Annotated in this window: 13 protein-coding genes; 3 read left to right on the top strand and 10 right to left on the bottom strand. The window is 64.8% G+C overall.

Annotation, left to right across the window (positions count from 1 at the left end; genetic code table 11):
- Nucleotides 1–176 precede the first annotated feature (176 nt).
- From N2602_RS37975 to cyoA, 7 genes are read right to left on the bottom strand one after another with little or no spacing between them, the layout of a single operon-like run.
- Nucleotides 177–710 (bottom strand): response regulator transcription factor, encoded by a 534-nt coding sequence (locus tag N2602_RS37975; RefSeq protein ID WP_025033366.1) that lies wholly within the window; start codon nucleotides 708–710, stop codon nucleotides 177–179.
- A complete protein-coding gene (locus N2602_RS37970) occupies nucleotides 700–2,103 on the bottom strand; it encodes an ATP-binding protein (protein WP_260381273.1) in 1,404 nt (467 codons plus the stop codon). Before N2602_RS37970 ends, N2602_RS37975 begins: the two co-directional genes overlap by 11 nt.
- On the bottom strand, nucleotides 2,075–2,926 hold the full coding sequence (locus N2602_RS37965; RefSeq protein ID WP_260381272.1) for an SURF1 family protein: 852 nt from the start codon (nucleotides 2,924–2,926) through the stop codon (nucleotides 2,075–2,077). Before N2602_RS37965 ends, N2602_RS37970 begins: the two co-directional genes overlap by 29 nt.
- Nucleotides 2,923–3,303, bottom strand: coding sequence for a cytochrome o ubiquinol oxidase subunit IV (gene cyoD, locus N2602_RS37960; protein WP_172786199.1), 381 nt, complete (start codon nucleotides 3,301–3,303; stop codon nucleotides 2,923–2,925). Before cyoD ends, N2602_RS37965 begins: the two co-directional genes overlap by 4 nt.
- The gene (cyoC, locus tag N2602_RS37955) at nucleotides 3,300–3,929 is read right to left on the bottom strand and encodes a cytochrome o ubiquinol oxidase subunit III (RefSeq protein ID WP_260381271.1); all 630 of its coding nucleotides are present in this window, start codon (nucleotides 3,927–3,929) and stop codon (nucleotides 3,300–3,302) included. The genes cyoD and cyoC overlap by 4 nt, the downstream gene beginning before the upstream one ends.
- On the bottom strand, nucleotides 3,930–5,927 hold the full coding sequence (gene cyoB, locus N2602_RS37950) for a cytochrome o ubiquinol oxidase subunit I (protein WP_260381270.1): 1,998 nt from the start codon (nucleotides 5,925–5,927) through the stop codon (nucleotides 3,930–3,932). It lies immediately after the preceding gene.
- An 11-nt stretch (nucleotides 5,928–5,938) separates the two neighbouring features.
- On the bottom strand, nucleotides 5,939–7,099 hold the full coding sequence (gene cyoA, locus N2602_RS37945) for a ubiquinol oxidase subunit II (RefSeq protein ID WP_260381269.1): 1,161 nt from the start codon (nucleotides 7,097–7,099) through the stop codon (nucleotides 5,939–5,941).
- Nucleotides 7,100–7,281: 182 nt separating this feature from the next.
- Here cyoA and N2602_RS37940 point away from each other — a divergent pair, with 182 nt between their 5' ends.
- Entirely contained in the window at nucleotides 7,282–8,610 is a 1,329-nt protein-coding gene (locus N2602_RS37940) for an MFS transporter (RefSeq protein WP_172786195.1), read from the top strand.
- Nucleotides 8,611–8,904: 294 nt separating this feature from the next.
- Here the strand turns inward: N2602_RS37940 and N2602_RS37935 are convergent, their stop codons facing one another.
- Together N2602_RS37935 and N2602_RS37930 are read right to left on the bottom strand one after the other, a co-directional pair.
- On the bottom strand, nucleotides 8,905–9,399 hold the full coding sequence (locus tag N2602_RS37935; RefSeq protein WP_172786194.1) for a VOC family protein: 495 nt from the start codon (nucleotides 9,397–9,399) through the stop codon (nucleotides 8,905–8,907).
- Nucleotides 9,400–9,488: 89 nt separating this feature from the next.
- A complete protein-coding gene (locus N2602_RS37930) occupies nucleotides 9,489–10,034 on the bottom strand; it encodes a carboxymuconolactone decarboxylase family protein (RefSeq protein ID WP_260381268.1) in 546 nt (181 codons plus the stop codon).
- A 126-nt stretch (nucleotides 10,035–10,160) separates the two neighbouring features.
- On the opposite strand from N2602_RS37930, the gene N2602_RS37925 reads away from it, so the two are divergent.
- Together N2602_RS37925 and N2602_RS37920 are read left to right on the top strand one after the other, a co-directional pair.
- A complete protein-coding gene (locus tag N2602_RS37925; RefSeq protein ID WP_260381267.1) occupies nucleotides 10,161–11,375 on the top strand; it encodes an acyl-CoA dehydrogenase family protein in 1,215 nt (404 codons plus the stop codon).
- A 149-nt stretch (nucleotides 11,376–11,524) separates the two neighbouring features.
- Complete coding sequence (locus tag N2602_RS37920) at nucleotides 11,525–12,664, top strand: acyl-CoA dehydrogenase family protein (protein WP_260381266.1); 1,140 nt, start codon at nucleotides 11,525–11,527, stop codon at nucleotides 12,662–12,664.
- A 272-nt stretch (nucleotides 12,665–12,936) separates the two neighbouring features.
- Here the strand turns inward: N2602_RS37920 and N2602_RS37915 are convergent, their stop codons facing one another.
- Nucleotides 12,937–13,974 (bottom strand): amino acid ABC transporter substrate-binding protein, encoded by a 1,038-nt coding sequence (locus N2602_RS37915; protein ID WP_172786190.1) that lies wholly within the window; start codon nucleotides 13,972–13,974, stop codon nucleotides 12,937–12,939.
- Nucleotides 13,975–14,016: the final 42 nt, after the last annotated feature.

The raw sequence follows: 14,016 nt of genomic DNA, 5'->3' as shown, positions 1-14,016 counted from the left end.
GGAGCGCACGCCTCGTCCTTCGGGACGCCACTGACGCGCCGCCTCAGGATGGGGCTAATCAGTTTCAGTGCTCGTTGAAACTGCAGCCACGCACTCCGTCCTCATCCTGAGGAGCCGCCTAAAGCGGGCGTCTCGAAGGATGGCCGCAGGGAATGCTCTCAAATCCGATAGCCCGCCTACTTCACCGGCCGCTTCTCGAGCTTCCTCGCCAGCGTCCGCCGGTGCATGCCCAGCCGGCGGGCCGCCTCCGAGATGTTGAACTCGGTCTCGATCAAGGTCTGGTGGATGCGTTCCCATTCCAGCGTCTTGATCGAGGTCGGCCGCGTATCGAGCGCGACCTCGGCGTTGCCTTCGGCCTTGTGGAAGGCGGCCTCGATGTCGTCGGTGTTCGACGGCTTTGCCAGATAGTGGCAGGCCCCCAGCTTGATCGCCTCGACGGCGGTGGAGATGCTGGCAAAGCCGGTCAGCACCACGATCAGCATGTCGGGATCGTGCGTGTGCAACAGCTCAACGCAGGCAAGTCCCGAGGCGCCGCCGAGCTTGAGGTCGACGACGGCATGACCGAAGGAGCGTTCCTCCAGCACCTGGCGCACCTCCTCGATCGAGGCGGCGAGCACGACCTCGTAGCCGCGGCGCTCGAACGAGCGCTTCAGCGTGCGCGCAAAGCCCGCATCGTCCTCGACGACGATGAGCGAACGGTCAGGCGTCAAAATTCCCTCCGATCGCCAATGTTGCAAGCGGCAGCGTCAGGCGCACGGTGGCGCCGCGCTTCCTGTGGTTCTCGGCAGTCACGGTGCCCCCCAATTTGCGCACGACGTTCACCACCAGGAACAGGCCGAGCCCGCCGCCGGCGCGGCCCTTGCTCGACTGGTAGGGCTTGCCCAGCTGCGCCAGCATCTCCGGCGCAAAGCCCGGGCCGCGGTCGGAGATCGACAGCACGAGATTGTCGCCCTCGCGCTCGGCGACGAGCTCGACCCACTCGCGCGAGACCTCATAGGCGTTGTCGAGCACGTTGAAGATCACCTGCTTCAGTGCGACGTCGGAGACGATCGCGACGTCCTCGCCGAAGGTGTTGACGAAGTAGAGCGTGCGGGCGGAGCGCGCATTGCGCCATTCGTCGACCAGCGCGGTGACGAAGGCCGTCACCGTCGTCGGCGAGGAGCCCTCACCGCGCGCCTCACCCGCCGACACCAGGATGCCCGTCACGATCGACTTGCAGCGCTGCAGCGACGTCTCCATTTCGGCGAGGTCCTCGGCAAGCTCCTGATCGGCGGCAAGATCCGGCATGCGGCGCCAATCGCTGAGGATCACCGAGAGCGAGGCGAGCGGCGTGCCGAGCTCATGGGCCGCGCCGGAGGCGAGCAGGCCCATGCGCACGATATGGTCCTGCTCGGCGGCATGCTGGCGCAGCGCCGCCAGATGGGCGTCGCGCTCGCGCAAATTTCGGTTGATGCGGGTGACGAACACGACGAGCAGGACGGCGTTGAGCACGAAGCCCAGGAGCATGCCGAGCACCGTGAGCGTATAGGTCTCGCTCAATGGATTGGGTGGCAGATCGAGCGGCCGGTAGGCCAGGGTCAGCCAGACGAAGCTCGCGCAGGTCAGCGCCACCAGCGACCAGGTCGAGCGGGCATCGAGCAGCACCGCGCCGAGTGTCACCTGGAGCAGGAACAGCGAGGTGAAGGGATTGGTGGCGCCGCCGGAGAGATAGAGCTGCGCGGTCAGCGCGGCGACGTCCAGCATCAAGGCGACCAACAGCTCGTTGTTGGTGATCGCGGCGCGATGGCGCACCCAGACCAGGCTGGAGACGTTGAGCAGCACCAGCGCGCCGATCACCGCGCCCATCCGCTCCAGCGGCAGGGGGATGCCCAAGCCGAAATGCACGGCACCGATGGTCACGATCTGGCCGACCACCGCGGTCCAGCGCAGCTGGATCAGCAGCGCCATGTTCTTGCGGTTGGTCTCGTCGTCGGTCGGCGTGGTGCCGATCAGTTCGCTGCGCGCGTCGGCCTTCGATTGCAGCGTGACGGCTTGCCCGTCACGCCCAAGCGTCTGGGAAAGCGTTTTCCCGTCGTCAGGTCGGCTCGACGATCGTTCCAGCATCTGATCCCGTCCTGCGGGCGACGGCATCCGAGCCGCCGGCCTTGTCGTGGACGAAGCGCCTGCGGCGGAACAGCCCGCCGCCGAATGTGACGAAAAGTCTGCCGGCCAGCATGAAAGCCAGGGCAAACCACGTCAGCGCGTAGATCAGGTGGTTATTGGGAAAGCGGATCACGGTCAATCCGCCGATTGGGCCGCCGGCAATTTGTGATCCGGCGTCGGCATCCACGAAGAAGGGCGCGACCTCGCGAAGGCCGCGTGCCGCCGCGATGGCGGCGACGTCCCGCGAGTACCAGCGGTTGTGCTGGGGCACGTTATTCCGGAGAAAGCCGCCCTTCGGCTCGGTGACGCGCAGGAGGCCGGTGATCTCCACCCGACCTTCGGGATTGCCGTCCCGGCGCGTCGATGCGTCGCGCCGCTCGGACGGCACGAAGCCGCGGTTGATCAGCACCAGCGTGCCGTCGTCGCGCTGAAGCGGCGTCAGCACCCAATAGCCGGGGCCTTCCTCGGTGACGGCCTGAACCAGTGTCTCGCCTTCATGCAGAAAGCGCCCGCTGAGGCTGACGTGCCTGTATTCGTCGCTTGCGGCACTGACGGCGGGCCACGCCGCGGGCGAGGGGATCGGCTGCGCCGGCGCGTGGACGCGCTGCTCGACCCGGTCGATCAGCGCCAGCTTCCACGCGCGGCGCTCGACCTGCCAGACGCCGAGCGCGATCAGAAGCACAAAAGCGATGAGCGAGAGGACCGTGAGCCACAAGGACGGGGATCGCGCAGCCTCGCTGCGCGCATCTACGTCCTTGCCCGTCACGGTCCCGATATCGTTCACTTCATGCCGCTCATCTGGTGGATGGGCATCATGTTGCTGTTGAGGTGGCTCATCACCCACAGCGAACCCGACAGTGCGATCACCACCATCACGATAGTGAAGATCAGCGCCATCATGGTCCAGCCGTTCTCGGATGTCGTGTTCATGTGCAGGAAGTAGACCATGTGCACGACGATCTGCACGACCGCGAAGGCCATGATCACCAGCGCGGTGATCTGCTTGCTCGGCAGTACGCCGCTCATCACCAGCCAGAACGGGATCGCGGTGAGCACGACCGAGAGCACGAAGCCGAGCATGTAGCCCGAGAACGTGCTGTGGGCGTGGCCGCCCTCGTGGTGATGGTCGTGCGCGCCGGCTGCGTGGGTATCGGTGTTCATCGCAGAACTCCCAGGAGATAGACGAAGGTGAAGACGCCGATCCAGACCACGTCGAGGAAGTGCCAGAACATCGACAGGCACATCAGGCGGCGGCGGTTGGCCTCGATCAGGCCGAGCTTTCCGACCTGCACCATCAGCGTCACCAGCCAGATCAGGCCGCAGGTGACGTGCAGGCCGTGGGTGCCGACCAGGGTGAAGAAGGCGGAGAGGAAGGCGCTGCGCTGCGGCGTGGCGCCCTCGTGGATCATGTGGGCGAACTCGAAGAGCTCGATGCCGATGAACGCGGCCCCGAACAGACCGGTGATCGCGAGCCAGACTTGCGTCTGCGCGACCTTGTTCTGCTGCATGGTCAGCATCGCAAAGCCGTAGGTGATCGACGACAGCAACAGCATCGAGGTGTTCACCGCGACCAGGTTCAGTTCGAACAGGTCCTTCGGCGCGGGCCCGGCGGCGTAATTGCCGCCGAGCACGCCGAAGGTGGCGAACAGGATCGCGAAGATGAGACAGTCGCTCATCAGGTAGATCCAGAAGCCGAGCGACGTGCTCCAGCCTTCCGGATGCGGATGCTCGTCGGCGAGGTAGAAGACCGGCTCGCCGGTCTGCGAGGGATTGACGGCAACGGTCATTTACTTGGCTCCGGCGAGCAGTTTGGTGCGCGCGTCCTCGGTCCGGATGACGTCTTCAGCCGGAATGTCGAAGTCGCGGTGATAGTTGAAGGTGTGGCCGATCCCGACGGCGAGCATCGCGATGAAGCTCACGGCCGCCAGCCACCAGATGTACCAGATCAGGCCGAAACCCATCGCGGTGGCGAGGCCGGCGAGGATGACGCCGGTGCCGGTGCTGCTGGGCATATGGATCGGCCTGAACCCGGTGAGCGGACGCTGATAGCCGCGCCGCTTCATGTCCCACCACGCGTCATTATCGTGAACGACGGGGGTGAACGCGAAGTTGTAGTCCGGCGGCGGCGAGGAGGTCGCCCATTCCAGCGTGCGGGCATCCCAGGGATCGCCGGTGACGTCCTTGAGCTGCTCGCGCTTGAGCAGGCTGACCGCAAACTGCATCAGCATCGAGAGAATGCCGATGAAGACGAACACGGCACCGATCGCGGCGATGACGAACCAGATCTGCAAGGACGGATCGTCGAACACGCGCAGGCGACGGGTCACGCCCATCAGGCCGAGCACGTAGAGCGGCATGAAGGCCAGGTAGAAGCCGGTGACCCAGAACCAGAACGACATCTTGCCCCAGAACGGATCGAGCTTGAAGCCGAACGCCTTCGGGAACCAGTAATTGATGCCGGCGAACGCGCCGAACACCACGCCGCCGATGATCACGTTGTGGAAGTGGGCGATCAGGAACAGGCTGTTGTGCAGCACGAAGTCGGCCGGCGGCACCGCGAGCAAAACGCCGGTCATGCCGCCGATCACGAAGGTCAGCATGAAGGCGATGGTCCACATCATCGGCAGCTCGTAGCGGATGCGGCCGCGATACATCGTGAACAGCCAGTTGAACATCTTCGCGCCCGTCGGGATCGAGATGATCATCGTGGTGATGCCGAAGAACGAGTTGACGCTGGCGCCCGAGCCCATCGTGAAGAAGTGGTGGAGCCACACCAGGTACGACAGGATGGTGATGACGACGGTGGCGTAGACCATCGAGGTGTAGCCGAACAGCCGCTTGCCCGAGAAGGTCGAGGTGACCTCGGAGAAGATGCCGAACGCCGGGAGAACTAGGATGTAGACCTCGGGGTGGCCCCAGATCCAGATCAGGTTCACGTACATCATCGGGCTGCCGCCGAAATCGTTGGTGAAGAAGTTGGTGCCGACATAGCGGTCGAGCGACAGCAGCGCGAGCACCACGGTCAGCACCGGGAAGGAGGCGACGATCAGCACGTTGGTGCAGAGCGAGGTCCAGGTGAACACCGGCATCTTCATCATGGTCATGCCGGGGCAGCGCAGCTTGACGATGGTGCAGATCAGGTTGATGCCTGATAGCGTCGTGCCGACGCCGGCGACCTGCAGCGCCCAGATGTAATAGTCGACACCGACGTCGGGACTGTAGCCGATGTTCGACAGCGGCGGATAAGCCAGCCAGCCGGTGCGGGCGAATTCGCCGATGAACAGCGAGGCCATCACCAGCACCGCGCCGCCGACCGTCATCCAGAAGCTGAAATTGTTCAGGAACGGGAACGAGACGTCGCGCGCGCCGATCTGCAGCGGCACGACGTAGTTCATCAGGCCCGTGACCAGCGGCATCGCCACGAAGAAGATCATGATCACGCCGTGGGCGGTGAAGACCTGGTCGTAGTGATGGGCGTTGAGATAGCCCTCGGAGCCGCCAAAGGCGAGCATCTGCTGGCCGCGCATCATCAGCGCGTCGGCAAAGCCGCGCAGCAGCATCACGATGCCGAGGATCATGTACATGATGCCGATGCGCTTGTGGTCCACCGTGGTGAACCATTCGCGCCAGAGATAGCCCCAGAGGCGGAAATAGGTGAGGCCGCCGAGCAGTGCCGCGCCGCCGAGCGCCACCACCACGAAGGTGCCGACGACGATCGGCTCGTGCAGCGGCAGCGATTCGAGGCCGAGCCGGCCGAAGATGAGCTTGAGAAGATCAGGAGACATGCGCGTTCTCTTTAGGAATCAGACTTCGGACGCTGTCCGAGGAAGAAGGACGAGGACTTCAGCGGCGTGAAGGTCGGCCGCTTCAGGCCGGCGCCGAGCAACGGCGCGGTGTCCACGGGCGCCGTGATCGACGCGGTGGTCTTGCCCTGCGGCGCATCCGGCGTGCAGGTGCCGGCGACGAAGCTCGGCTCGGGCCCGAGCGGGGCGCCGCGGCGGGCATGCTTGTCGTAGGTGAGCGGCAGCGTGTTGTTCAGGCCCTGATGGCCGTTGCCGCCCTTGGCGTCGATCGCCATCATCTCGCTCTGGCACATCTTGCCGGTCTCGACGCACATGTTGAGGATCAGGCGGTAGAGATCGGCATCGACGGTGCCCCAGCGCCGCACCGGCTCGTTCTGGCTGGGCTTCTCCAGCTGGAGATATTCGGCGCGGCCGAGCGAGCCGCCGGCGGACTTGGCGCTCGCGATCCAGGCGTCAAAGCCCTTGTCGTCGAGTCCCCTAAAGTTGAAGTGCATGCCGGAGAAGCCGGCGCCGCTATAGTTCGCCGAAAAGCCCTTGTAGGTGCCGGCGTGGTTGACGACGGCGTGGAGCTTGGTCTCCATGCCCGGCATCGCGTAGATCTGGCCGGCGAGCGCGGGAATGTAGAACGAGTTCATCACCGAGGACGCGGTGATGCGGAAGGTGATCGGGCGGTCGACCGGAGCTGCGAGCTCGTTGACGGTGGCGATGCCGTAGTCCGGATAGATGAAGAGCCACTTCCAGTCGAGCGCGACCACGTCGACCTCGAGCGGGGCCTTGGACTGGTCCACGGCGCGCTCGGCATGAATGCGGCCGAGCGTGCGATAGGGGTCGAGCAGATGCGTGCCCATCCAGGTCAGCGCGCCGAGGCAAACGATGATCAAGAGCGGCGCCGACCAGATCACCAGCTCGAGCTTGGTCGAGTGATCCCAGTCCGGCTCGTAGCGGGCCTCGGTGTTGGACTGGCGGTAGCGCCAGGCGAACAGCACCGTCAACGCCATCACGGGCACGACGATCAGGAGCATCAGGACGGTGGAGATGATGACGAGGTCGCGCTGCTGCGCGGCGATATCGCCGGCTGGCGCCAGCACGACGTAGTCGCAGCCGCTGAGCGCGGCAGCCAGAGGTAGTAGCGCCAGGATCTTGAGACGAGACACGGGCCGAGCCTTATGAGAATGAGTTTCCTTTGCGGGGCCAACGGGTAGCTGCGGCGCAACAATCCGGACATTGGACAATTTGTCCAATGTTGCAGTGCGGGAGGTTGGGTCAGACAGGGGCAGATTGCCTGGCGTCCCGCCGGGCGGTCGGCTTTGGTTTTCAGGACGTTAAGGGCGCACGAATGGCGACGGCACAGACCCCCGCAATGGCAGACCTCCACACGGGCGAGCACGGCCACGACCAGGCCAGTCCCGGCGAGATCGCCATCGGCGTCATCATCGGCCGCACCTCGGAATTCTTCGACTTCTTCGTCTTCGCGATCGCCTCGGTGATCGTGTTTCCGCGCCTGGTGTTCCCGTTCGCGAGCGAGCTGACCGGCACGCTTTATTCATTCATGGTGTTCGCGCTGGCCTTCATGGCCCGTCCGATCGGCACCGTCATTTTCATGACCATCGACCGGGAATACGGCAAGACGGCCAAGCTGGTGTCGGCGCTGTTCCTGCTCGGCACCGCTACCGTCGCGCTCGCATTCCTGCCCGGCTATCACGAGATCGGCGTCGCCGCGATCTGGCTGCTGGCGCTGGCGCGCATCGCGCAGGGTCTGGCCTGGGGCGGCGCCTGGGACGGCATGGCTTCGCTGCTGGCGCTGAATGCGCCGGCCTCCCAGCGCGGCTGGTACGCGATGGTGCCGCAGCTCGGGGCGCCGCTCGGGCTGATCGTGGCGAGCGCGCTGTTCGCCTATTTTGCCGGTCTGCTCTCGGCCGATGATTTCTTCGACTGGGGCTGGCGCTATCCGTTCTTCGTTGCCTTTGCCATCAACGTCGTGGCGCTGTTCGCGCGCCTGCGCATGGTGACGACGGAAGAATACGCCTCGCTGTTCGAGAGCCGCGAATTGCAGCCCGCGCGCATCTCCGAGACGGTTGCGCGCGAAGGCCAGAACATCATGCTGGGGGCCTTCGCGCCGCTGGCGAGCTTTGCGCTGTTCCACATGGTCACGGTGTTTCCGCTGTCCTGGGTGTTCCTGTTCACCCGCGAAAGCCCGGTGCGCTTCTTGATCATCGAGATCGTCGCCGCCGTGTTCGGCGTCGCCGCGATCGTGGCCTCCGGCATCATCGCCGACCGCGTCGGCCGCAAGTCGCTCTTGATGGGATCGGCGATCGCGATCGCGGTCTACAGCGGCTTCGCGCCGCAGCTGCTCGACGCCGGCGCGTTCGGCGAGACCATCTACATGGTGATCGGCTTCATCCTGCTCGGGCTGTCGTTCGGCCAGTCGTCGGGTGCGATCGCCTCGAACTTCAGGCAGATGTACCGCTACACGGCGTCAGCGCTGACCTCCGACATGGCCTGGCTGTTCGGCGCCGGCTTCGCCCCGCTGGTCGCGCTGCTGCTCGCCACCAATCTCGGCGTCATCGCCTCGGGTGCGTATCTGTTGTCGGGCGCGTTCTGGACCCTGCTCGCGCTCTGGCTCAGCGGCCAGCGCGAGGCGGGCGACATGGACGCCGGACGCTGATCGCTCGGCGCATGCAGGGTGGGCAACGGCGCACGTCGCGCCGTGCCCATCAGCGCGACGAAATGAGGCTTGATCGCGCAATGACGGAGGTGCGCTCCCTCTCCCGCTTGCGGGAGAGGGTTGGGGAGAGGGTGCTTCCGCAATGGGACAATCTCCAAGAGGAGAAAGCCCTCACCCGGCGCGCGGGACGATGCTTCGCATCGCCCGGACGCGCCGACCTCTCCCGCAAGCGGGAGAGGTTGCACCGAGCCCGTGGCAATCGATTCAACCTAAAGCCATTCCGCTCTAGGCATTTCACCCCTGCCGCTGCCTCAGCAGCGCTTCGACATCCAGCCGCTTGGTGACCATCGCGAGCTTCCCGTCAGGCCCGAACGGCCATTGCTCCCGCGGCTTGTCCCAATACAGCTCCACGCCGTTCTGGTCGGGGTCGCGCAGGTAAAGCGCCTCGCTGACGCCGTGGTCGCTGGCGCCATCGAGCGCAATCCCGGCCGTGAGCACCCGATGCAGCGCATCCGCCAGCGCGGGGCGCGTCGGAAACAGGATCGCGGTGTGATAGAGCCCGGTCGTGCCTGGCGGTGGCGGCGAGCCGCCCTTGCTCTCCCAGGTGTTGAGCCCGATGTGGTGATGATAGCCGCCGGCCGAGATGAAGGCCGCGCCCGAGCCCATCCGCTGCATCAGCTCGAAGCCGAGCACGCCGCAATAGAAGCCGAGCGCACGATCGAGGTCGGCGACCTTGAGGTGGACATGGCCGATCCTGGTGCCGGCAGGAATGGTCGGGCTTTGCGACATGTGAATGCTCCATCGAAAACATGCACGTAAGCCCGGCCCCGAGCCGGTGCTACGGCCAAACGCGAAACCCATCGTTTCCGAATGGGAAACTATGCCAGCTCCGATACCTCACCCTCGGGCAGGCCGAACTCGAACGTGTTCAGCGTCATCGACACCAGCGTGTAATAGCCGCACAGCCCGATCACCTCGACCACGCCGCGTTCGCCGAGCAGCTTCACCGCCTCGTCGTAGAGGCCCTTCTCGACGCCGTGACCCTCATGCAGCGACTTTGCGAGATCGTAGATCATTCTGCCCTTGGGATCGTCGAAGTCAGGCGTGCGGCGATCGCGGATCGCCGCGATGATCTCAGGCTTCATGCCGCCGGCAAGCGCCAGACGCTTGTGCGCATACCATTCGTAATGGGCGGTCCAGTGCCGCGCCGTCACCAGGATCGCGATCTCCGAGAGCTTCGCCGGGAAGATCGTGTCGAAGCGCAGCACCTCGCCGAGCCGCGTGGCATGTCGCGCCATCTCGGGGCTGTTCAGCCAGGCCATCATCGGCGCCGGCGGCTTGCCGCGCTTGCCGGCGATCGACTCGTCATAGGTCTGCCGCTGGCTCTCGTTCATTTCGCCAGGCGAAAGAAGCTTTAGGCGCATTGTCGTTTCCTCTTTGTTTTCAAGGCTCGCCGCAGCGGCGACTATAACCGATAAGTGGTTGAATTCCGCGGGGGCTTGGCCCAGACTCGGCGACAACAATTCGAATTTTGGGTGATGGAAACGATCATGAGCGATCTCAAAGCCAGCGATACTGAAGCCGCCGATCTCGACACATTCCGCAACGAGACACGCGCCTGGCTGGAAGCCAATTGCCCGCCGGAGATGCGCAAGCCCGCAACCTCGGACGCCGACGTGTTCTGGGGCGGGCGCAACGCAAAATTCTCGTCCGAGCCGCAGCGCATCTGGTTCGAACGCATGCGCGACAAGGGCTGGACCGTACCGGATTGGCCGAGGGAATATGGCGGCGGGGGCTTAAGCGCGGCCGAGCACAAGGTGCTGCGCGCCGAGATGGCGCGGATCGGCGCGCGGCCGCCGCTGTCGAGCTTCGGCATCTGGATGCTCGGGCCGGCGCTGCTCAAATACGGCAACGACGCACAGAAGAAGGAGCACCTGCCGAAGATCGCGGCCGGCGAGATCCGCTGGTGCCAGGGCTATTCCGAGCCGAACGCCGGCTCCGATCTCGCCTCGCTCCAGACCCGCGCCGAGAGCGACGGCGACGACTTCATCATCACGGGTTCGAAGATCTGGACGTCCTACGCCAATTACGCCGACTGGATCTTCTGCCTGGTCCGCACCGATCCGACCGCGAAGAAGCATGACGGCATCAGCTTCATCCTGTTCGACATGACCTCGAAGGGCGTCTCGACCAAGCCGATCCTCTTGATCTCCGGCTATTCGCCGTTCTGCGAGACCTTCTTCGACAATGTCCGGGTGCCGAAGTCGCATGTGGTCGGCACCATCAACCGCGGCTGGGACGTCGCGAAATATCTGCTCCAGCACGAGCGTGCGATGATCTCGGGCATGGGCGAGCGCGGCGTCGGCCGTCCGCTCGGCCAGATCGCAGCCGACTCGGTCGGCACCGATGGGCAAGGCAGGCTGGACGATACGATGCTGCGCGGCCAGATCGCCAGCTTCGACGTCGATGAGGCCGCGCTGGCTGCCTGCGCCGAGCGCGCGGTCGATCTCGCCAAGGCGGGGCAGGCGCATCCGGCGTTCTCCTCGGCGATGAAGTATTACGGCACCGAGCTGAACAAGCGCCGCCACGAGATCCTGATGTCGGCCGGCGGCGTCGATGCGCTGGAATGGGAAAGCGAGCGCTCCAGGCAGGGCGCCCGCCCGCGCGCCTGGCTGCGCACCAAGGCCAATTCGATCGAGGGCGGCACGAGCGAGGTCATGCTCGGCATCGTCGCCAAGCGCATCCTGGACCTGCCGGGGGCGTAAGGCTTTCCGTCATTCCGGGGCGCGACGAAGTCGCGAGCCCGGAATCCATCTATCCACCAACTCTGCCGCTCGATGGATTCCGGGCCTGGCCCTTCGGGCCATCCCGGAATGACGAACTACCAAATAGATTACGAATCGGAAACACGCCCATGGCCCTCGTCCTCACCGAAGAACAATCCATGCTCCGCGACTCCGCGCGCGGGCTGATCAGCGACAAGGCGCCGGTGTCGCACCTGCGGCACCTGCGCGACAGCAAGGACCCCACCGGTTTCTCCAAGGAGCTTTGGCATTCCTTTGCCGAGATGGGTTTCGCCGGCTTGCTGGTGCCGGAAGAGTTCGGCGGCAGCGGTCTCGGTTTCGTCGAGGCCGGAATTATCATGGAGGAGATCGGCCGCACCTTGATGCCATCGCCCTTCCTCGCGACGTCAGTGGTGGCGGCATCAGTGCTGTCCCGCGGCGGCAATGCCGCGCAAAAATCGGAATATTTGTCGGAGATCGCGAGCGGCTCGCTGCTCGCGACGCTGGCGATCGACGAGGGCGCCAAGCATCGCCCGCTGCAGACCAGCCTTAAGGCCGTGCGCGCCGGCAACGGCTTCAAGCTCTCCGGTGCCAAGGCGCTGGTGGTCGACGGCCACGTCGCCGATCTCCTGATCGTCGCTGCCCGCACCGCGGGCGCCGCCGGCGAGCGCGAGGGCCTGACGCTGTTCCTGGTCAATCCCAAAGCCAAGGGCGTTGCGGTCGAGCGCACCATCATGGTCGATGCGCACAATGCGGCGCGGATCGAATTCGCCAATGTCGAGGTCGATGCCGACAGCGTGCTCGGCGAGGTCGACCAGGCGGCCGGCCTGCTCGATGGCGTGCTCGATATCGGCCGCGGCGCGGTCGCCGCCGAAATGGTCGGCCTCAGCGATGAAGTGTTCAACCGCACCGTCGAGTATCTGAAGAGCCGCAAACAATTCGGCAAGCTGATCGGCGAATTCCAGGCGCTGCAGCATCGCGCCGCCGAGCTCTATATCGACATCGAGATCACCCGCGCCGCCACCATGAAGGCGCTGCAGGCGCTGGACGCCGACGTCGCCAAGGCCACGCCCGCCGTCGCCGTCGCCAAGGCGCGCGCAGGCACCACCGCCACGCGCGCGGTGCAGGAAGGCGTGCAGATGCACGGCGGCATGGGCATGACCGACCAGTTCGACATCGGCTTCTTCATGAAGCGCGCGCGGGTCTGCGAGGAGCTGTTCGGCGACGCGAACTACCACACCGAGCAGCTGGCACGGTCGCGGGGGTATTGAGGCGGGGTTGGGGCGCGAGGCGCGCCACACCCTCGGTGTCGTCGCCCGGCTTGACCGGGCGACCCAGTACGCCGCGGCCTTTCCGCATACGTTTGAAGTCTCTGGAATACTGGATCGCCCGGTCGAGCCGGGCGATGACAGTTGAGAGTGTAGAGAGCGCTTGCCCCAATCTCGTCATTGCGAGCGCAGCGAAGCAATCCAGAATCTTGCCGTGGAGACAGTCTGGATTGCTTCGTCGCTGCGCTCCTCGCAATGACGGTGGTTAGACCGCCTTACCGCATTGGCGGCGCGTATTGCACGCCGCCTGCGTTCCACAGCTGGTTCATGCCGCGCGGGATCTTCAGTTTCGACTTCTCGCCGATGTTGCGATCATACATCTCGCCGTAATTGCCGACGTGGCGGATGATGCGCGCGGCCCAGTCCTTGGTGAGGCCGAGCTGCTCGCCGTAATTGCCATCGGTGCCGACGAGGCGCATCACTTCCGGCTTCTTCGACTTCAGAGCCTCGTCGATGTTCTCCGAGGACACGCCGAGCTCCTCGGCGTTGATCATCGCGTACAGCGTCCACTTCACGATCATCATCCAGTCGTCGTCGCGCTGGCGCACGACGGGGGCGAGCGGCTCCTTGGAGATCATGTCCGGCAGGATCATGTGGTCGCCGGGCTTCGTCAGGTTCAGCCGCAGAGCATAGAGCTGAGAAACGTCGGCGGAGAACGTGTCGCACTTTCCGGTGTCGTAGGCCTTGACCACGTCGGCGAGGTTGTCGAACTTCACCTCTTCATACTTCATGTTGTTGACGCGGAAGTAGTCGGCGACGTTGAGCGCCGTCGTGGTGTTGGCCTGCACGCAGACTTTGCTGCCGGTCAGATCCAGCGACGTCTCCTTGTTGCGCGAGCGCGGCAGCATGAAGCCGGCGCCGTCGTAATAAGCGATGGCAGGGAAATAGAGGTCATACTCGAGTTCGCGCGCCATGCTCCAGGTGGTGTTGCGCGACAGGATGTCGATCTTCCGGCTCTGCAATTCCCTGAAGCGCTCGCTGGCGTCGAGCGGAATCATCTTCGCCTTGCCGGGATCGTTGAAGATCGCAGCAGCCACCGCGCGGCAGAAATCGACGTCGAAGCCGCTCCAGTTCTTGTTGTCTTCCGAATACGAGAAGCCTGGCAGGCCCTTGTTGACGCCGCACAGCACTTCGCCGCGGCGCACGGTGCGCTTCAGGGTGCGGGTGTCGTAGAATTCATAGATGATGGCGAGGACGCCGACCAGCACGGCGACCGCGAGCCCGATCAGCAGGCCGCCACGAAAAGTGCGCATGATGTCTCTCTCTCGAAAGTATCGGAATAGGAAGCGGAGGAG

The sequence above is a fragment of the Bradyrhizobium sp. NC92 genome, from assembly GCF_025200865.1.
GTDB lineage: Bacteria > Pseudomonadota > Alphaproteobacteria > Rhizobiales > Xanthobacteraceae > Bradyrhizobium.
The sequence above is the reverse complement of the archived record's forward strand: the minus strand, read 5'-3'. Positions and strand labels throughout refer to the sequence as shown.

Bases quoted from the DNA above. Each gene is read 5' to 3' on its own strand.
- N2602_RS37915 (WP_172786190.1), bottom strand. From the start codon at position 13,974: ATGCGCACTTTTCGTGGCGGCCTGCTGATCGGGCTCGCGGTCGCCGTG.
- N2602_RS37940 (WP_172786195.1), top strand. From the start codon at position 7,282: ATGGCGACGGCACAGACCCCCGCAATGGCAGACCTCCACACGGGCGAG.
- N2602_RS37920 (WP_260381266.1), top strand. From the start codon at position 11,525: ATGGCCCTCGTCCTCACCGAAGAACAATCCATGCTCCGCGACTCCGCG.
- N2602_RS37925 (WP_260381267.1), top strand. From the start codon at position 10,161: ATGAGCGATCTCAAAGCCAGCGATACTGAAGCCGCCGATCTCGACACA.
- N2602_RS37970 (WP_260381273.1), bottom strand. From the start codon at position 2,103: ATGCTGGAACGATCGTCGAGCCGACCTGACGACGGGAAAACGCTTTCC.
- cyoC (WP_260381271.1), bottom strand. From the start codon at position 3,929: ATGACCGTTGCCGTCAATCCCTCGCAGACCGGCGAGCCGGTCTTCTAC.
- N2602_RS37935 (WP_172786194.1), bottom strand. From the start codon at position 9,399: ATGTCGCAAAGCCCGACCATTCCTGCCGGCACCAGGATCGGCCATGTC.
- N2602_RS37930 (WP_260381268.1), bottom strand. From the start codon at position 10,034: ATGCGCCTAAAGCTTCTTTCGCCTGGCGAAATGAACGAGAGCCAGCGG.
- cyoB (WP_260381270.1), bottom strand. From the start codon at position 5,927: ATGTCTCCTGATCTTCTCAAGCTCATCTTCGGCCGGCTCGGCCTCGAA.
- cyoD (WP_172786199.1), bottom strand. From the start codon at position 3,303: ATGAACACCGATACCCACGCAGCCGGCGCGCACGACCATCACCACGAG.